Here is a 15,806-nt window from a genome sequence, read left to right on the forward strand (position 1 = left end):
CCTCAGGCCGCCTGGTGCCGCGCGCGCGCCGCCAGCACCTCATAGGCCGCCCGCACCGCGCCCGCGCCATGGACGCGCTCCAACCGGCGCACGGTGAAGTGGGCCCGCGCCACCGCGCGGAAATGCTCCAGGAAGGCGAGGTTCACCGCCGCCCCCGCCGCCGCCCCCACCACCGGCGCCGCCTGGGCGGACAGCTTGATGCTGAGCGGCCCGATGAAGCGCGCGGCGATGGCGCCGACGAAGCCCGGCAGCAGCGCCGCGCTCATGTTGGGCAGGAACTGCGCGAGCGCCAGGCGGGTGGCGAAGTAGCCCGTCTCCGCCGCGTCGTCCGAGGGGCTGGGACCGCCGAGGGCGAACACCTTCAGGCACTCGGCGCCGGTCATCGGGTCGGACAGGTCCTCGCCGGCGGCGGCCGCCTCGGCGCCGATCTGGCGCAGCAGCACGGTGGTGGAGACGGGCAGCTCCACCAGCGTGCCGGGCAGGCCGAAGGCGCCGCCCGCGGCGCCGGCGGCCACGGCCAGGCCCCGGTGCAGCCAGTCCGGCGCCAGCCCGGCCGGGCTGCGGTCGGGGCGGCTGCGCAGCGCGGCGTCCAGGGCGGTGGAGAGCGCGCGGCGCACCGCCTTGTCCAGCATCCCCTGGGCGGAGGCGGGCAGGCGGCGGCGCAGCGCCTCGATCGGCGTGCCCGCCATCTGCGCCATGCGGACGGCGAGCGAGGTCTCGTCCAGCACGCGCCGCGCCTCGGCCAGCTCCGCCTCGGCCTCGGCGGGAAGGGGCAGGGTGGCGGGAAGGGTCTGGCTCATGGCGCGGCGTGCTCCGGACAGGCTTACAGGATGAAGCGGCTGAGGTCGGCGCTGGCGGCCAGCGGCGCGACCTTCTCCTTCACATAGGCCGCATCGACGCGGACCGTTTCACCGTTGCGGTCGCTGGCGCTGAAGGAAACCTCCTCCAGCAGCTTCTCCAGCACGGTGGCGAGGCGGCGGGCGCCGATGTTCTCGACCCGCGCGTTGATCTCGGCCGCGAGGTCGGCCACCGCCTCGATGGCGTCCTCGGTCAGCTCCAGCGTCACGCCCTCGGTGGAAAGCAGCGCCACGTACTGCTTGGCCAGGGAGTGCTCCGGCTCGGTCAGGATGCGGCGGAAATCCTCCCGCGTCAGCGCGCCGAGCTCGACGCGGATCGGCAGGCGGCCCTGCAGCTCCGGCAGCAGGTCGGAAGGCTTGGCGATGTGGAAGGCGCCGGAGGCCACGAACAGGATGTGGTCCGTCTTCACCGGCCCGTGCTTGGTGGCGACCGTGGTGCCCTCGATCAGCGGCAGCAGGTCGCGCTGCACACCCTCGCGGGAGACGTCGCCGCCACGGCCGCCGCCCTCGGAGGTGCGGGCGCAGACCTTGTCGATCTCGTCGAGGAAGACGATGCCGTGGTTCTCGGCATGCGCCACCGCCTCGCGGGTCAGCTTCTCCGCGTCCAGCAGGCGGTCGGCCTCGTCCTGGGTGAGGGCGGTGCGCGCCTCGGCCACGGTCAGCTTGCGGGCCTTGGCCTGGCGGCCGAACATCTTGCCCATCATCTCCTGGATGTTGGCCATCTGCCCGGGCGGCATCCCCGGCATGTCCATCATGCCGACGGGCGTGGCGCCGCCCTGGTCGGACACCTGGACCTCCACCTCCTTCTGCTCGAGCTGCCCCTCGCGCAGCATGCGGCGGAACTTCATCCGCGTCTCGCCGGAGGCGCCCTCGCCCACCAGCGCGGTGATCAGCCGCTCCTCCGCCGCCAGCTCCGCCTTGGCCTGCACCTCCTTGCGCGCGGTCTCCCGCATGCGGTTGATGGAGATCTCCACCAGGTCGCGCACGATGCTGTCCACGTCGCGGCCGACATAGCCGACCTCGGTGAACTTGGTGGCCTCCACCTTGATGAAGGGGGCGTCCGCCAGCTTGGCCAGCCGCCGCGCGATCTCGGTCTTGCCGCAGCCGGTGGGCCCGATCATCAGGATGTTCTTGGGCACCACCTCCTCGCGCATCGCCTCGGGGAGCTGCTGGCGGCGCCAGCGGTTGCGCAGCGCGATGGCGACGGCGCGCTTGGCCTCGTGCTGGCCGATGATGAAGCGGTCCAGCTCGGAGACGATCTCGCGCGGGGAAAGGTTCACGGTCTCGGGGGCCATGGTCAGATCGTCTCCAGCACGTAGCGGCCATTGGTGTAGACGCAGATCTCCGCGGCGATGCCCATGGCCTTGCGGGCGATGGCCTCGGCCGTCATGCCATCCACGTCGATCAGCGCGCGCGCCGCGGCCAGCGCGTAGTTGCCGCCCGAACCGATGCCGATGATCTGGTCCTCCGGCTCCAGCACGTCGCCCTGGCCGGTGATGAGGAGGGAGCGGTCCTTGTCGGCCACCGCCAGCAGCGCCTCCAGCCGGCGCAGGTAGCGGTCGGTGCGCCAGTCCTTGGCCAGTTCCACCGCCGCGCGCTCCAGCTGGTCGGGGAAGCGCTCTAGCTTGGCCTCCAGCCGCTCCAGCAGCGTGAAGGCATCCGCCGTGGCGCCGGCGAAGCCGGTGATGACCTTGCCGCCGGCGATGCGGCGGACCTTGCGGGCATTGTTCTTGACCACGGTCTGGCCCATGGAGACCTGGCCGTCCCCGGCCATGGCCACCTGCCCGTCCTTGCGCACGCAAAGGATGGTGGTGCCATGCCAGCCGAGGGGATCGTGGGAGGAGGCGTGAAACGTCGCGTTCATGCCGCCGGAGATGGCATCGCCGACGCGGCGCAACAAGCGGGGGCCCGGCTTTGGCCGCCATGCCCGGGCCTGGGGGGTGGCAACCCTCCCGCGCGCTTCTACCTCTGGGCAAGCCCCCCTCACGCGGTCTAGGAAGCCCCCATGGACGCCAAGCCCCGCACCGCCGACATCGCCCGCAGCACCAGCGAGACGGAGATCCGCGTCTCGCTCGACCTGGATGGCACCGGGAAGAGCCGCGTCGGCACGGGCATCGGCTTCCTCGACCACATGCTGACGGCGCTGGCGCGGCACAGCCTGCTCGACATGGATGTCGAGGCGAAGGGCGACCTGCACATCGACTTCCACCACACCACCGAGGATGTGGGCATCGTGCTCGGCCAGGCGGTGCGGCGGGCTCTGGGCGACAAGCGCGGCATCCGCCGCTATGGCCATGCCGTGGTGCCGATGGACGAGACGCTGGCCGAGGCCGCCATCGACATCTCCGGCCGCCCCTTCCTGGCCTGGAGCGTGACCTTCCCGCGCGACAAGATCGGCGAGATGGACACCGAGCTGTTCGAGGAGTTCTTCCGCGCCTTCGCGATGAACGCGGGCATCACCCTGCACGTCACGCAGCGCGCCGGCACCAACGCGCACCACATCGCCGAGGGCGTGTTCAAGGCCGTGGCCCGCGCGCTCCGCGCCGCGGTGGAGCCCGACCCGCGCGCGGCCGGCGTGATCCCCTCCACCAAGGGGGTGCTGGAGGGGTGATGCGCGCCTGGACGGTGCACAGCCCGCCCATTTCCGGCCAGGCCGCCGCGCCGGGCCGGGCGCGGCGCGCGCAGGGGCTGGCCCTGGTGCCGGAGGGCTTCTCCCTGGCCGCGGCCCTGCTGCCGCCGCTGTGGTTCCTGCGGCACGGGCTGTGGCTGGTGCTGGTGCTCTACCTGGCGCTTTCCGTGCTGGCGGCCCTGCTGCTGCCGGAGGCCCTGCGCCCTTACGCGTGGCTGGGCGCGCACTGGCTGATCGGGCTGCACGCGCAGGACCTGCGGCGCTGGACGCTGGCGCGGCGCGGCCTGCCCGTCGCCGCCGTGGTGCTCGGCGCGGACGAGGAGGCGGCGCTGCTGCGCGCGCTCGACGCGCGCCCCGCCTTGGCACGGGCCGAAGCGCCGCGCGCGATGGATGCGGCGGGCATGATGGAAGGAAAGGCGGCATGAAGGTCGCGGTCGTCGATCCGGGTTCGGGCAACCTCGCCTCGGTGCTGCGCGCGCTGCACCGCGCGGCGCATGACGCGGGGCTCGATGCCGCCATCACCGTCGAGACGGCCGCCGAGGCGGTGGCGGCGGCGGACCGCATCGTCATGCCGGGGCAGGGCGCCTTCGCCGCCTGCCGGCGCGGGCTGGAGGCCATGCCCGGCATCATCGAGGCGGTGGACGAGGCGGTGACGCGCCGCGCCGTGCCCTTTCTCGGCATCTGCGTCGGCATGCAGCTGATGGCGCGGCGCGGGCTGGAGCATGGCGAGACGCCGGGCCTCGGCTGGCTGGAAGGCGAGATCGCGCCGCTCGACCCGCGCGACGCGTCCGGCGCGCCCCTGCCGCTGCCGCAGATGGGCTGGAACGCGCTGCGCTTCACCCCCGGCGTCCACCCCGTCCTGGCCGGGCTGGAGCCCGGCGCGCACGCCTATTTCGTGCATTCCTACGCGCTGTCCGGCGGCCGGCCGGAGCAGGTGCTGGCCACCGCCGACTATGGCGGCCCCGTCGCCGCCGTGGTGGGGCGGGACAACATGGTCGGCACCCAGTTCCATGTGGAGAAGAGCCAGTTCACCGGCCTTCGCATGCTGGCCAACTTCCTCGCATGGCACCCCTGAATGTCCGCCTCGCAGCATGAACTGATGATCGAGCGCGCCGAGGCGCTCGACGAGCTGGACCTCGCCGACCTGTGCGAGGCCACCGACGCCGCCATCATCGAGGGGGGCGGCTTCGGCTGGGTGGAGCCGCAGGGGCGGGAGGCGCTGGCGCGGCATTTCCGCGGCGTGCTGCTGGTGCCGGGCAGCGAGCTGTTCATCGCGCGCCTCGACGGCGTGCCGGTGGGCTCGGCCCAGCTCATCCGCCCGCCGCGCAACAACGAGGCGCAGGCCTTCGGCGCCCAGCTCACCCATGCCTACATCGCGCCCTATGCGCGCGGCCACGGCCTCGCCCGGCTGATGGTGCGCCGGGTGGAGGAGCGCGCCGCCGCCCTCGGCCACCGCGTGCTGAACCTCGACGTGCGGGAAACGCAGAGCACCGCCATCGCGCTGTTCGAGGCGCTGGGCTACACGCGCTGGGGCACCCACCCGGCCTATGCCCGGGTGCGCGGCCGCACCGTGGCCGGCCACTACTACTACAAGCTGCTGGAGCCGCCGCGCGGCCGGGCGCTCGACATGCGCGCCGGCCCGCCGCAGAACTGAGCGCTACATAACTGAGCGCCGCCGCGGCCCTGGACGCCGGGCCCGCCGCCTCCCATCTTCCGGGGCACGGGCTTGCGGAGGGAACAGGGCCATGCTGGGCAAATTGCTGGGCGCCATCACCGGCGATGCCGGACAGGTGCGGCCGGAGGAACTCGGCCCCCGCTTCCAGGAGGCGCTGCTGCCGGGCGAGGCGGTGCTGGCGGCCTTCCGCACCGTGCGGGATGGCTTCGCCCTGACCGACTGGCGGCTGCTGGTGACGAACCGCCAGGGCATCACCGGCTCCAAGACCGAGATCCTGAGCATTCCCTACAGGTCCATCCGGCGCTTCGCCGTCGAGGTCGGCGGCACGGCCGAGCTGGAGGAGGAGCTGAAGGTCTGGGACCATGGCGGCGAGCCCGTCACGCTCGGCTTCCGGCGCGGCGGCGGCGCGGCCATGGCCGCCCAGGCCGTGCTGGCCCAGCGCCTGCGGGGCGCGTGATGCCGGGCGACGGAGCGGGGCAGGGCGCCCCTCCGCGCGGGGAGGCCGCTTGCGCCGCGGCCGCGCCGGTGGTCCAGTCTCTTCCCATGAGCGAGACCACGCTGGATGTTCAGGGCCTCACCTGCCCACTGCCCGTGCTGAAGGCCAACAAGGCCCTGCGCGGCCTCCCCCCCGGCGCGAAGCTGACGGTGCTGGCCACCGACCCGGCCAGCGTCAAGGATTTCCAGGCCTATAGCCGCGAGACCGGACACGCGCTGGTGGCCTTCAGCGAATCCGCCGGGCTGTACCGCTTCACCCTGCGCAAGCGGGAGGACCAGCCCGCCGCGCCGGCGAAGGACTGACGCGCGCGCCATGAGCGTCCTCCTGGTCTCGCACCGCGCCTGCCTCGGCCATGAGAACGGCGAGGGGTACCCGGAATGCCCCGACCGCCTGCGCGCCGTGCTGACGGCGCTGGAAGCGGAGGAGTTCGCCACCCTGATCCGCGAGGAGGCGCCGCGCGCGACGCCCGAGCAGCTCGCCCTCGCCCACCCCCCCGACTATGTGCGCGCCATCCTGGGCATCCGCCCGGAGCCGGGCGAGATGGTGATGCTGGATGGCGACACCGGCATGAACGAGCACAGCGCCGAGGCGGCGCTGCGCGCGGCGGGGGCCGGCATCGCGGCGGTGGACGCGGTGTGCCGGGCCGAGGTGCGGCGCGCCTTCTGCGCCGTGCGCCCGCCCGGCCACCATGCCGAGCCGCGCCGGCCCATGGGCTTCTGCCTGTTCGGCAACGCCGTCATCGCCGCCCGCCACGCCCAGCGCGCGCACGGCATCGCCCGCGTGGCGGTGCTGGATTTCGACGTCCACCACGGCAACGGCACCCAGGCGGCGGTGGAGGCGGACCCTTCCATCCTGTTCCTGTCCTCGCACCAGTCGCCCTGCTACCCGGGCACGGGGATGGAGCACGAGACGGGGATGGGCAACGTGATGAACGTCACGCTGGAGCCGGGGGCGGACGCCGCCGCCTTCCGCGCCGCGTGGCGGGAGCGGCTGCTGCCGGCGCTGGAGGCATTCCGCCCCGGCCTCATCGTCGTCTCCGCCGGCTTCGATGCCCATGCGCGCGACCCGCTGGCGCAGCTGCGCGTGCGGGAGGCCGATTTCGGCTGGCTCACCGGCCAAATCTGCGGCATTGCGGACCGCTTGTGCGGCGGCCGGGTCGTCTCGACGCTCGAAGGCGGCTATGATCTGGAAGCGCTGGCGGCCTCCGCCGCCAGCCATGTCCGGGCGCTGATGAACGCCTGACGCGCCGCCCTGCCCACCTGCCCCACACTTGGCCCCGAGGTTGCTGCCCCATGCCTGAGACGCCCAACCGTCCGGACGTCGCTTCCCTGTCCTTCGAGGCCGCCCTGGCCGAGCTGGATGCGATCGTGAAGAAGCTGGAGGGTGGCCAGGCCCGGCTGGAGGAGGCGATCGCCGACTATGAGCGGGGCGCGGCGCTGCGCCGCCATTGCGAGGCGAAGCTGGCCGAGGCGGAGCAGAAGGTGCAGGCGATCGTCGCCGGCCCCGGCGGCGGCCCCGAGGGCGCCACGCTCCGCGAGATGGCCTGAGCGCCGTGAGCCAGACCCTGCCCGCCGCCCTGCCCGAGGCGCTGCGCGCCGCGGCGGCCGAGATCGAGCACACGCTGGACACCCTGCTGCCGGCGGAGGACGGGGCGGAAGCCCGCCTCTACGCCGCCATGCGCCACGCCGCGCTGGGGGGCGGCAAGCGGATGCGCGGCTTCCTGGTGCTGGAGGGGGCGGCGCAGTTCGGCGTCTCGCGCACCTCGGCGCTGCGCGTCGCCGCCGCCATCGAGATGCTGCACGCCTATTCGCTGGTGCATGACGACCTGCCGGCGATGGACAATGACGACATGCGCCGCGGCAAGCCCACCGTCCACAAGGCCTTCGACGAGGCCACCGCCATCCTGGCGGGCGACGCGCTGCAGGCCCACGCCTTCGCCGTGCTGGCGCATGAGGACACCCATTCCTACCCCGCCGTGCGGGCCGAGCTGTGCCTGCGCCTGGCGCTGGCCGCCGGGGCGCGCGGCATGTGCGGCGGCCAGATGCTGGACATGCTGGCCGAGAACGGCGCCGAGCCGCCGACCGAGGCGGCCATCGGCCGGCTGCAGCTGCTCAAGACCGGCAAGCTGATCGAGTTCTCGGCCGAGGCGGGCGCCGTTCTCGGCAAGGCGCCGGGGCCGCAGCGCCACGCCCTCTGCGCCTATGGGCGCGAGCTGGGCGCCGCCTTCCAGATCGCCGACGACATCCTGGACGCGACCGCCAGCGCGGCCGAGACCGGCAAGCGCACCGGCAAGGACGCCGCGGCCGGCAAGGCGACCCTGGTGGGGCTGCTCGGGCTGGAGCGCGCCCGGGTGCAGGCCGAAAGGCTGGCCGCGCAGGCCCGCGCGCATCTCGACAGCTTCGGCGCGCGTGCCGATCTGTTGCGGATGCTGGCCGACTACACGATTGCCCGGAGGTCCTGAGGATGGCGAACCCCCCGAACCCGTTCGCCCCCGGCGCGTTGCCGGCGACGCCGCTGCTGGACCGCGTGCGCGTGCCCGCCGACCTGCGCAACTTCTCGGCCGAGCAGCTCCGCCAGCTGGCCGACGAGCTGCGCGCCGAGACGGTCCACGCCGTGTCCCAGACGGGCGGCCATCTCGGCGCCTCGCTCGGCGTGGTGGAGCTGACCGTGGCGATCCACGCCGTGTTCGACACGCCGCGCGACCGGCTGATCTGGGATGTCGGCCACCAGACTTACCCGCACAAGATCCTGACGGGGCGGCGCGACCGCATCCGCACGCTGCGCCAGGGCGGCGGCCTGTCCGGCTTCACCCGGCGCAGCGAGAGCGAGTACGACCCGTTCGGCGCGGCGCACTCCTCCACCTCCATCTCGGCCGGCCTCGGCATGGCGGTGGCGCGCGACCTGAAGCACGCCGCCGCGCGCCGCGCGCCCTCGAGGCGCGACGAGCAGAACGTCATCGCCGTGATCGGCGACGGGGCGATGAGCGCGGGCATGGCCTATGAGGCGATGAACAACGCCGGCGCCATGCGCTCCCGCCTGATCGTGGTGCTGAACGACAACGACATGTCGATCGCACCCCCCGTGGGCGCCATGTCGGCCTATCTGTCGCGGCTGATCTCGTCCCGCCCCTTCCTCTCCTTGCGCGAGATGATGGCCAAGCTGGCGCGGCGCTTCCCCGCCCCGCTGGAGCGCGCCGCCCGCCGCGCCGACGAGTACGCCCGCGGCCTGCTGACCGGCGGCACGCTGTTCGAGGAGCTGGGCTTCTACTATGTCGGCCCGGTGGACGGGCACAATCTCGACCACCTGCTGCCGCTGCTGCGCAACCTGCGCGACGCGGAGGACGGCGCGCCGATCCTGCTGCATGTCGTGACGCAGAAGGGCAAGGGCTATGCCCCGGCCGAGGCGAGCGCCGACAAGTACCACGCCGTCTCGAAGTTCAACGTCATCACCGGCACCCAGGCCAAGGCGCCGCCGGGGCCGCCCACCTACACCAAGGTGTTCGCGCAGAGCCTGATCGCCGAGGCGGAGGCCGATGACCGCATCGTCGGCATCACCGCCGCCATGCCGTCGGGCACCGGCATCGACGCCTTCCAGAAGCGTTTCCCCCGCCGTACCTTCGATGTCGGCATCGCCGAGCAGCACGCCGTCACCTTCGCCGCCGGCATGGCGACGGAGGGGATGAAGCCCTTTGTCGCGATCTACTCCACCTTCCTCCAGCGCGCCTATGACCAGGTGGTGCACGACGTGGCGTTGCAGAAGCTGCCCGTGCGCTTCGCCATGGACCGCGCCGGGTTGGTCGGCGCCGATGGCGCCACCCATGCCGGCGCCTATGACATCGCCTATCTCGGCTGCATCCCCGAGATGGTGCTGATGGCCTCGGCCGACGAGGTGGAGCTGGCCCACATGGTGGCCACCTGCGCCGCCTATGACGAGGGCCCCACCGCGCTGCGCTTCCCGCGCGGCGAGGGCTTCGGGCTGGAGCCGGTGCCGGCGCGCGGCACGGTGCTGGAGATCGGGCGCGGGCGCGTGCTGCGCGAGGGCGGCAAGGTGGCCATCCTCAGCTACGGCGCCCGCCTGCAGGAATGCCTCAAGGCGGCGGAGGAGCTGGGCGCGCGGGGCCTGCCCTGCACGGTCGCCGATGCCCGCTTCGCCAAGCCGCTGGACACCGCCCTGGTGGAGCGGCTGGCGCGCGAGCACGAGGTGCTGATCACCATCGAGGAGGGGTCGGTCTGCGGCTTCGGCGCGCTGGTGATGCAGCACCTGGCCTGGAAGGGCGCCTTCGACCACGGGCTGAAGTTCCGCCCCATGGTGCTGCCGGACGCGTTCATCGACCACGACACGCCCAAGGCGCAGTACGAGGCCGCCGGCCTGTCCGCCCGTTCCGTGGTGGAAACCGCCCTCGCCGCCCTCGGCGCGGAAAGCGCTGCCCGCCCCGCCCGCGCTTAACCTGAGGCGGGGTCCGGGGTGACACTGTCACCCCGGCGGGGTTCCAGGGGCAGCGCCCCTGGCTCCTGTTCCTGGAGTTTCAAAGATGCCCAAGCAACGCGCCGACGTCGCCCTGGTGGAGCGCGGCCTGGTGGAAAGCCGCGCCCGGGCGCAGGCGCTGATCATGGCCGGCAAGGTGTTCTCCAACACGAAGCGGGTGGAGAAGCCCGGCCAGCCCGTGGCCGGGGACACGCCGCTGGAGGTGAAGGGCCAGGAGCACCCCTGGGTCAGCCGCGGCGGCATGAAGCTCTCGCACGCGCTGGAGCATTTCGGGCTGGACCCGGCCGGCCGCGTGGCGGTGGATGTCGGCGCGTCCACGGGCGGCTTCACCGACGTGCTGCTGCACCATGGCGCGGCGAAGGTCTATGCCGTGGATGTGGGCCATGGCCAGCTTGCCTGGAAGCTGCGGAGCGACGCGCGGGTGGTGGTGCTGGAGAAGACCAATGCCCGCCGCCTGGATGCCGCGCTGATCCCCGAGCCGCCCGGCGTGGTGGTGTGCGATGCCAGCTTCATCGGGCTGGCCACCGTGCTGCCGGCGGCGCTGGCGCTGGCGGCGCCCGGTGCCTGGGCCGTGGCGCTGATCAAGCCGCAGTTCGAGGCGGGGCCGGAGCTGGTGGGGAAGGGTGGCGTGGTGCGCGACCCGGCGGTGCATCAGGCGGTGTGCGACCGGGTGGTGGCCTGGTGGTCGGGCCTCGGGGGCTGGAAGGTGCTGGGGGTGGAGCCGAGCCCGATCCTCGGGCCGGAGGGCAACCGGGAATTCCTGATCGCCGCCCGGCGCGAGGCCTGAGAACCTCAGGCGGCGCGCGGGACGTTGCCCTTTCGCGCGCCGGAGATTTCCTGCAGCAGCGACCAGACGCGATGCGGATCCATCTGGACCTCGGGATCGTTCAGCAGACGATCGAGCTCCAGCAGCTTGGCTTCCATTTCACGGTCCGACATCGGGTGGAACCCCTGGGTGCGGCGGTTGCGGGAAGGATGCAACACAGCATGCCGGAAAAAGTGGCTCTTCTGTGACCCCATTTTATGGCCAGGGCAAAGATTCAGGTCACGTTTAAGTTAAACTAAATAGACATCGAGAAAATTTTAGACAGTGGATGCAATCGCCGCATGCAACCCTGAAGAACGGGCCTGCGGATGCAGCTGGTTGCGGAACCGCAATTCTCCTTCCGCCGCCCCGTCCGGCGCGGGAATGCCGAAGAACTCCATGCGGGTGACGCAGCTCGCGGCGATGATCCGCTGCGCGCCAGGGGTGGTGAAGAAGCGCCGCACCGTGCCTTCCAGCTCCAGCGTCTCGCGCAGGCTGCGCCACTCGGCCCGCTCGATGTCCTCCAGGAACACCGAGACGATGCCGGGCCGCGTGCCGGACAGGCGGCGGGCGGCCGCCTGCTCCAACCGGGCGGTGATGGCGGCGGCCACGCCGTTCTCCCGCCCGGCGCGGGCGGCCATGACGAACATGCTGTTGCCCCCCGGCGCCGCCGCCACGGCCAGGTGCGCGTCGGGGCCGAACAGGCTGCGCAGGTGCTGCGGCAGGGCGGCGCCCGACATCTGCGCGCCGGCCAGCACCAGCGGGTCCAGCTTCAGCACGGCGGAGGCGGAGCTGTCCTGGCGCCGGTGGTCGGCGAGCAGGGCGCTGACGCGGCGTTGCAGCTCGGCCAGCTCCTGCGGGCCGCTGATGCCCTCGGGCAGGGTCATCTTCAGCACGTAGCGGCCGGGATGCGCCGCCAGCCAGGTCTGCAGGTCGGGGTTGATGCCGTCCACCAGCGCGAACCAGTCGCCGCGGTGCAGCTGGCGGCCTTCCTCGGCCGAGACGGTTTCGCAGACCAGCTCGGCCGACTCGCCCTCGCGGCTCAGCAGCAGGTCGTGCGGCGTGCCCTCGGCGAGGCCGGTGAAGGCCACGCTGAAGCCGCGCGCCCGCTGGCGCGCCGCCTCCCGCAGCAGGTGGAACAGCGGGATCAGGGTGCCCTCGCCCGTCAGCCCTTCCAGCAGGCGCTGGCGCAGCCGCTCCCGCGAATCCCGCGGCAGGGTGTCGGCCAGGTCCAGCGCCTCCCGCACCAGGGCCAGGATGCGCCGCTCGGCGGGGCTGAGGGCAGCGGAAGGGCCGGCGCTCTCGCGCGGGTCGGCGAGGCGGGCCAGCAGCAGCTCCAGCGCGTGGCGCTGCTGCGCCGCGCGGCCCGACCAGGAGCGCGGCCGTGCCCGCTCCGCGATGTCCGCCATGCGCCGGCTCCAGGAGTCTGGCCCGGCCAGCGACAGGAAGTGCCGGCAGGTCGCGGTCGGGTCCATGTCGGCCGGTGGAGCATCGAGGAACATGCGGAAGCCTCGGCTGGTCTGGTCTGCCTTTCTAATCCTGAGGCCCCGCCGAATAGTCAAGCGCGCCGCTCGGGATTGGGGCCGCCCCCTCCCGGCGCTCGCGCTCAATTGCGCGGAAGCATCGGTTGCGCGGCAGGCTCAGTTGCGCGGAAGGCGGGGCCGCTCCGGCGCATCGGGGTTCTGGGCGCGGTGGCGCAACAGGTGGTCGGCCAGCACACAGGCCAGCATCGCCTCGCCCACCGGCACGGCGCGGATGCCGACGCAGGGGTCGTGCCGGCCCAGGGTCCGCACCTCCACCTCCTGGCCGAAGCGGTCCACCGAGCGGCGCGGCGTCAGGATGGAGGAGGTGGGCTTCACCGCGAAGCGCGCCACGATGGGCTGGCCGGTGGAGATGCCGCCGAGGATGCCGCCCGCATGGTTGGACAGGAACGCCACCTCGCCATCCTCCCCCATGCGCATCTCGTCCGCATTGGCCTCGCCATCCAGCGCGGCGCTCGCGAAGCCCTCGCCGATCTCGACGCCCTTGACCGCGTTGATGCTCATCAGCGCGCCCGCGAGCTCGGCGTCCAGCTTGCCGTAGAGGGGGGCGCCGAGGCCCGCCGGCACGCCTTCCGCCACCAGCTCGATGACGGCGCCCAGCGAGGAGCCGGCCTTGCGCGTGGCGGCCAGCTTCTCCTCCCACGCCGGCACGGCGGTGGGGTCGGGGCAGAAGAAGGGGTTCCTGTCGGTTTCCGCCCAGTCGAGCCGGGCGCGGTCGATGCCGAGCGGGCCCATGGCCACCATGGCGCCGCGGATGGATACGCCCGCGCCCAGCACCTTGCGGGCGATGGCGCCGGCCGCCACGCGCACCGCCGTTTCCCGCGCGCTGGAGCGGCCGCCGCCGCGATAGTCCCGCACGCCGTATTTCAGGTGGTAGGCGAGGTCGGCATGGCCGGGCCGGAAGCGGTCCCTGATCTCGCCATAGTCCTTGCTGCGCTGGTCCTGGTTCTCGATCAGCAGCGAGATGGGCGTGCCGGTGGTCAGCCCCTCGAACACGCCGGACAGGATGCGCACCTGGTCCGGCTCCTGCCGCTGGGTGACGAACCTGCTCTGGCCCGGGCGGCGCCTGTCGAGAAAGGGCTGGATGTCCGCCTCGGTGAGCGGAATGCCGGCCGGGCAGCCATCCACCACGCCGCCGATCGCCGGGCCGTGGCTCTCGCCCCAGGAGGTGACGCGGAAAAGATGGCCGAAGCTGTTGTGCGACATGGCGGGACACCGGCGAGGCTGCTGGGCCGCCGGTTATGGGCGAAGCCCCGCCCCACCGCAAATCCGCGCCGGAAGGCGGGAGGCCAGGGGCGTTCCATCCCCCGGCCCCCCTGGCCCCTTCTGGCGTTCAGTCCCCGCTCTGCGGCGGCTTGCGCCGCCCGCCGGCCGGAAAGACGTCGACCGGGCCGCCCAGCGTGGCGGCCAGCTCGTTGGTCTCGCCCGGCTGCACCTCGCCGGGCGGGATCGGCTGGCGGATGGTGCCGCTGGCCTTCTCCTGCTGCCCGTCATCCCCGCTCCGCCCGGCATCTTCCGCGTGGCTGTGGCGGATGGTGCCGCTGCCGCCGCCCGCTTCCCCGCCGGGCGGGGTGCGCTGCGCCATTGGTTGCTTCTCGGCCATGGCGGCTCCCTTCAGCTCTTGTGGGCGGGGTGGTGGACGTGGTGCCGGTCCCGCTCCCCGCCGCCGCCGGAAACGCGGCTGTGGTCGGGGTTGGTGGGCGAGCCCGGGTCCGGCCCCTCATGGGAGCCGCCGCCCTTCCTGCCGGTGGGGGCGGATTTCGAGGGGTCCTGGCGGTTCTGGTGGCTGCTGCCGGGGCCGCCATGGCGCTCCGCGTCGGGGTGCTTGTCCGGCATGATCAGCGGTCCTGCTGGTGGCCCTGGTTGCGGGTGTTCTGCATCAGGTTGTCGCTGCGGCCCTGGTGCTGCGGGACGTTGTCCTGCGGCCGGGCCTGCTGCTGGCTCTTCTGCTCGGGCGTCTCGGCCGCGCCGCCCGGGCCCTTGGGCCGGTTGGCGGGTGGCACGGGCGGCATGTGCGCCTTGCTCATGGCGTTCTCCTCGTTCCCTGGAATGGCCCGCCGACTTCCCGGCGGGGGCGTCCTTTAGCGGAGGCGGTGCTCAGCGCAGGTTCCGCGCGGCGGCCCGGGCGCGCCCGGCGCGGCCATCCCGCCCGGCATCCCCGGCAATCTCCGTGGCGGCCTCGCCGGAGCCATCCGCCACCTGCCGCTCCGCCGCGGCGGCATCGTCCTGGGCGCCGGGGGAGGCGGGTGCGGTGGGGGCGCCGGACAGGGGCGTGGTTCCCCGGGCGCCCGGCGGCAGTGGCGGCTCGTGCTGGCTCATGCGCGCATCCCCTGGCGCGGCCCGGATTGGCCGCGCGGGAAAGGAACCGCCCGGAAGGGGAGAGGTTGCCGCGCCGTGTCGGCGGGGCGGCGCGGGAGGGGCCGCGAGGCCCCGCCAGGGCTCAGGTGGCGACGGCGATGTCCGGCGCGTCCTCGGCCTTCATGCCGACGACGTGGTAGCCGCAATCGACGTGGTGCACCTCGCCCGTGACGCCGGAGCCGAGGCCGGAAAGCAGGTAGAGGCCGGCGCCGCCCACATCGTCGATGGTGACGTTGCGCTTCAGCGGCGCGTTGTACTGGTTCCACTTCAGGATGTAGCGGAAGTCGCCGATGCCGCTGGCCGCCAGCGTCTTGATCGGGCCGGCGCTGATGGCGTTCACGCGGATGCCCCGGTTGCCGACGTCGACGGCCATGTAGCGCACGCTGGCCTCCAGCGCCGCCTTGGCCACGCCCATGACGTTGTAGTGCGGCGTGACGCGCTCGGCCCCCAGATAGGTCAGGGTGAGCAGGCTGCCGCCATCCGGCATCAGCGCCACGGCGCGGCGGCTGACGGAGGCGAAGGAATAGCAGGAGATGTCCATCGCCTGCAGGAAGGCGTCGCGCGGCGTGTCCATGTAGCGGCCGCGCAGATACTGCTTGTCGGCATAGGCGATGGCGTGCACCAGGAAGTCCAGCCGGCCCCAGCGCTGTTCCAGCGCGGCGAAGGTGGCATCGACGCTGGCCTCGTCCGCCACGTCGCAGGGCAGCACGATGTCGCTGCCGACGCTGGCCGCCAGCGGCCGGACGCGCTTCTCGAGCGCCTCCCCCTGATAGGTGAAGGCCAGCTCGGCCCCCTGCGCGGCCACGGCGCGGGCAATGCCCCAGGCGATGGACTTCTCGTTGGCCAAGCCCATGATGAGGCCACGCTTTCCGGCCATCAGCGTGCCGGTGGCGGGGGTTGCGTGCGGGGCAGCAGCTTCCATTTTCGGGCAGGACCGCTCTGATCGGGGTTGCGAGGGCA

At 73.0% G+C, this 15,806-nt stretch carries 22 protein-coding genes; 11 read left to right on the forward strand and 11 right to left on the reverse strand.

The features are described from left to right. Nucleotides 1-2 precede the first annotated feature (2 nt). Genes CR162_RS10105 through hslV form a run of 3 tightly spaced genes read right to left on the reverse strand, consistent with a single transcriptional unit; the run spans nt 3 to nt 2,721 of the window. Complete coding sequence (locus CR162_RS10105; protein ID WP_099095425.1) at nt 3-800, reverse strand: EcsC family protein; 798 nt, start codon at nt 798-800, stop codon at nt 3-5. Nucleotides 801-823: 23 nt separating this feature from the next. Beyond that, the gene (gene hslU, locus CR162_RS10110; RefSeq protein WP_099095426.1) at nt 824-2,152 is read right to left on the reverse strand and encodes an ATP-dependent protease ATPase subunit HslU; all 1,329 of its coding nucleotides are present in this window, start codon (nt 2,150-2,152) and stop codon (nt 824-826) included. A gap of 2 nt (nt 2,153-2,154) precedes the next feature. Further along, nucleotides 2,155-2,721 (reverse strand): ATP-dependent protease subunit HslV, encoded by a 567-nt coding sequence (hslV, locus tag CR162_RS10115; RefSeq protein WP_099095501.1) that lies wholly within the window; start codon nt 2,719-2,721, stop codon nt 2,155-2,157. Between the two features lie 141 nt (nt 2,722-2,862). On the opposite strand from hslV, the gene hisB reads away from it, so the two are divergent. From hisB to CR162_RS10170, 11 genes are all read left to right on the forward strand, one after another. After that, the gene (gene hisB, locus CR162_RS10120; protein WP_099095427.1) at nt 2,863-3,468 is read left to right on the forward strand and encodes an imidazoleglycerol-phosphate dehydratase HisB; all 606 of its coding nucleotides are present in this window, start codon (nt 2,863-2,865) and stop codon (nt 3,466-3,468) included. After that, a complete protein-coding gene (locus CR162_RS10125) occupies nt 3,468-3,911 on the forward strand; it encodes a DUF2628 domain-containing protein (protein WP_099095428.1) in 444 nt (147 codons plus the stop codon). The genes hisB and CR162_RS10125 overlap by 1 nt, the downstream gene beginning before the upstream one ends. Beyond that, nucleotides 3,908-4,561: an imidazole glycerol phosphate synthase subunit HisH gene (hisH, locus tag CR162_RS10130; RefSeq protein WP_099095429.1), complete on the forward strand. Its 654-nt coding sequence runs from the start codon at nt 3,908-3,910 to the stop codon at nt 4,559-4,561. Before CR162_RS10125 ends, hisH begins: the two co-directional genes overlap by 4 nt. Then, nucleotides 4,562-5,140: a GNAT family N-acetyltransferase gene (locus CR162_RS10135; protein ID WP_099095430.1), complete on the forward strand. Its 579-nt coding sequence runs from the start codon at nt 4,562-4,564 to the stop codon at nt 5,138-5,140. A gap of 91 nt (nt 5,141-5,231) precedes the next feature. Then, entirely contained in the window at nt 5,232-5,618 is a 387-nt protein-coding gene (locus CR162_RS10140) for a PH domain-containing protein (protein ID WP_099095431.1), read from the forward strand. A gap of 86 nt (nt 5,619-5,704) precedes the next feature. After that, nucleotides 5,705-5,959, forward strand: coding sequence for a sulfurtransferase TusA family protein (locus CR162_RS10145; protein WP_099095432.1), 255 nt, complete (start codon nt 5,705-5,707; stop codon nt 5,957-5,959). 10 nt (nt 5,960-5,969) lie between these two features. After that, complete coding sequence (locus CR162_RS10150) at nt 5,970-6,899, forward strand: histone deacetylase family protein (RefSeq protein ID WP_099095433.1); 930 nt, start codon at nt 5,970-5,972, stop codon at nt 6,897-6,899. Between the two features lie 50 nt (nt 6,900-6,949). Next, a complete protein-coding gene (locus CR162_RS10155; RefSeq protein WP_099095434.1) occupies nt 6,950-7,204 on the forward strand; it encodes an exodeoxyribonuclease VII small subunit in 255 nt (84 codons plus the stop codon). A gap of 5 nt (nt 7,205-7,209) precedes the next feature. Beyond that, nucleotides 7,210-8,118 (forward strand): polyprenyl synthetase family protein, encoded by a 909-nt coding sequence (locus CR162_RS10160; RefSeq protein ID WP_245870242.1) that lies wholly within the window; start codon nt 7,210-7,212, stop codon nt 8,116-8,118. A 2-nt stretch (nt 8,119-8,120) separates the two neighbouring features. Next, the gene (dxs, locus tag CR162_RS10165) at nt 8,121-10,103 is read left to right on the forward strand and encodes a 1-deoxy-D-xylulose-5-phosphate synthase (RefSeq protein ID WP_099095435.1); all 1,983 of its coding nucleotides are present in this window, start codon (nt 8,121-8,123) and stop codon (nt 10,101-10,103) included. An 85-nt stretch (nt 10,104-10,188) separates the two neighbouring features. Continuing rightward, nucleotides 10,189-10,929 (forward strand): TlyA family RNA methyltransferase, encoded by a 741-nt coding sequence (locus CR162_RS10170; protein WP_099095436.1) that lies wholly within the window; start codon nt 10,189-10,191, stop codon nt 10,927-10,929. 5 nt (nt 10,930-10,934) lie between these two features. On the opposite strand, the gene CR162_RS10175 is transcribed toward CR162_RS10170, so the two are convergent. The 8 genes from CR162_RS10175 to fabI all read right to left on the reverse strand — a co-directional run bounded on the left by CR162_RS10175 (nt 10,935) and on the right by fabI (nt 15,768). After that, the gene (locus CR162_RS10175; protein ID WP_245870243.1) at nt 10,935-11,066 is read right to left on the reverse strand and encodes a peptide chain release factor 1; all 132 of its coding nucleotides are present in this window, start codon (nt 11,064-11,066) and stop codon (nt 10,935-10,937) included. Between the two features lie 159 nt (nt 11,067-11,225). Then, on the reverse strand, nt 11,226-12,449 hold the full coding sequence (locus CR162_RS10180; protein WP_099095438.1) for a hypothetical protein: 1,224 nt from the start codon (nt 12,447-12,449) through the stop codon (nt 11,226-11,228). Nucleotides 12,450-12,587: 138 nt separating this feature from the next. Beyond that, a complete protein-coding gene (gene aroC / locus CR162_RS10185; protein ID WP_099095439.1) occupies nt 12,588-13,694 on the reverse strand; it encodes a chorismate synthase in 1,107 nt (368 codons plus the stop codon). Between the two features lie 127 nt (nt 13,695-13,821). Continuing rightward, entirely contained in the window at nt 13,822-14,091 is a 270-nt protein-coding gene (locus tag CR162_RS10190) for a hypothetical protein (protein WP_245870244.1), read from the reverse strand. An 11-nt stretch (nt 14,092-14,102) separates the two neighbouring features. Then, complete coding sequence (locus CR162_RS10195) at nt 14,103-14,324, reverse strand: hypothetical protein (protein ID WP_099095440.1); 222 nt, start codon at nt 14,322-14,324, stop codon at nt 14,103-14,105. A gap of 2 nt (nt 14,325-14,326) precedes the next feature. Continuing rightward, the gene (locus CR162_RS23090) at nt 14,327-14,515 is read right to left on the reverse strand and encodes a hypothetical protein (protein ID WP_099095441.1); all 189 of its coding nucleotides are present in this window, start codon (nt 14,513-14,515) and stop codon (nt 14,327-14,329) included. 70 nt (nt 14,516-14,585) lie between these two features. After that, nucleotides 14,586-14,807, reverse strand: coding sequence for a hypothetical protein (locus CR162_RS23095; protein WP_099095442.1), 222 nt, complete (start codon nt 14,805-14,807; stop codon nt 14,586-14,588). Nucleotides 14,808-14,928: 121 nt separating this feature from the next. Then, nucleotides 14,929-15,768 (reverse strand): enoyl-ACP reductase FabI, encoded by an 840-nt coding sequence (fabI, locus tag CR162_RS10210; RefSeq protein WP_099095443.1) that lies wholly within the window; start codon nt 15,766-15,768, stop codon nt 14,929-14,931. Nucleotides 15,769-15,806: the final 38 nt, after the last annotated feature.

It is taken from the genome of Teichococcus rhizosphaerae (assembly GCF_002631185.1).
In the GTDB taxonomy this organism is placed as follows: domain Bacteria; phylum Pseudomonadota; class Alphaproteobacteria; order Acetobacterales; family Acetobacteraceae; genus Pseudoroseomonas; species Pseudoroseomonas rhizosphaerae.

Bases quoted from the DNA above. Each gene is read 5' to 3' on its own strand.
- CR162_RS10150 (WP_099095433.1), top strand. From the start codon at position 5,970: ATGAGCGTCCTCCTGGTCTCGCACCGCGCCTGCCTCGGCCATGAGAAC.
- fabI (WP_099095443.1), bottom strand. From the start codon at position 15,768: ATGGAAGCTGCTGCCCCGCACGCAACCCCCGCCACCGGCACGCTGATG.
- CR162_RS10140 (WP_099095431.1), top strand. From the start codon at position 5,232: ATGCTGGGCAAATTGCTGGGCGCCATCACCGGCGATGCCGGACAGGTG.
- hisB (WP_099095427.1), top strand. From the start codon at position 2,863: ATGGACGCCAAGCCCCGCACCGCCGACATCGCCCGCAGCACCAGCGAG.
- CR162_RS10175 (WP_245870243.1), bottom strand. From the start codon at position 11,066: ATGGAAGCCAAGCTGCTGGAGCTCGATCGTCTGCTGAACGATCCCGAG.
- CR162_RS10170 (WP_099095436.1), top strand. From the start codon at position 10,189: ATGCCCAAGCAACGCGCCGACGTCGCCCTGGTGGAGCGCGGCCTGGTG.
- CR162_RS10105 (WP_099095425.1), bottom strand. From the start codon at position 800: ATGAGCCAGACCCTTCCCGCCACCCTGCCCCTTCCCGCCGAGGCCGAG.
- CR162_RS10190 (WP_245870244.1), bottom strand. From the start codon at position 14,091: ATGGCCGAGAAGCAACCAATGGCGCAGCGCACCCCGCCCGGCGGGGAA.
- CR162_RS23095 (WP_099095442.1), bottom strand. From the start codon at position 14,807: ATGAGCCAGCACGAGCCGCCACTGCCGCCGGGCGCCCGGGGAACCACG.
- CR162_RS10195 (WP_099095440.1), bottom strand. From the start codon at position 14,324: ATGCCGGACAAGCACCCCGACGCGGAGCGCCATGGCGGCCCCGGCAGC.
- CR162_RS10180 (WP_099095438.1), bottom strand. From the start codon at position 12,449: ATGTTCCTCGATGCTCCACCGGCCGACATGGACCCGACCGCGACCTGC.
- aroC (WP_099095439.1), bottom strand. From the start codon at position 13,694: ATGTCGCACAACAGCTTCGGCCATCTTTTCCGCGTCACCTCCTGGGGC.
- CR162_RS23090 (WP_099095441.1), bottom strand. From the start codon at position 14,515: ATGAGCAAGGCGCACATGCCGCCCGTGCCACCCGCCAACCGGCCCAAG.
- CR162_RS10125 (WP_099095428.1), top strand. From the start codon at position 3,468: ATGCGCGCCTGGACGGTGCACAGCCCGCCCATTTCCGGCCAGGCCGCC.
- hslV (WP_099095501.1), bottom strand. From the start codon at position 2,721: ATGAACGCGACGTTTCACGCCTCCTCCCACGATCCCCTCGGCTGGCAT.
- CR162_RS10145 (WP_099095432.1), top strand. From the start codon at position 5,705: ATGAGCGAGACCACGCTGGATGTTCAGGGCCTCACCTGCCCACTGCCC.
- CR162_RS10155 (WP_099095434.1), top strand. From the start codon at position 6,950: ATGCCTGAGACGCCCAACCGTCCGGACGTCGCTTCCCTGTCCTTCGAG.
- CR162_RS10135 (WP_099095430.1), top strand. From the start codon at position 4,562: ATGTCCGCCTCGCAGCATGAACTGATGATCGAGCGCGCCGAGGCGCTC.
- hslU (WP_099095426.1), bottom strand. From the start codon at position 2,152: ATGGCCCCCGAGACCGTGAACCTTTCCCCGCGCGAGATCGTCTCCGAG.
- dxs (WP_099095435.1), top strand. From the start codon at position 8,121: ATGGCGAACCCCCCGAACCCGTTCGCCCCCGGCGCGTTGCCGGCGACG.
- hisH (WP_099095429.1), top strand. From the start codon at position 3,908: ATGAAGGTCGCGGTCGTCGATCCGGGTTCGGGCAACCTCGCCTCGGTG.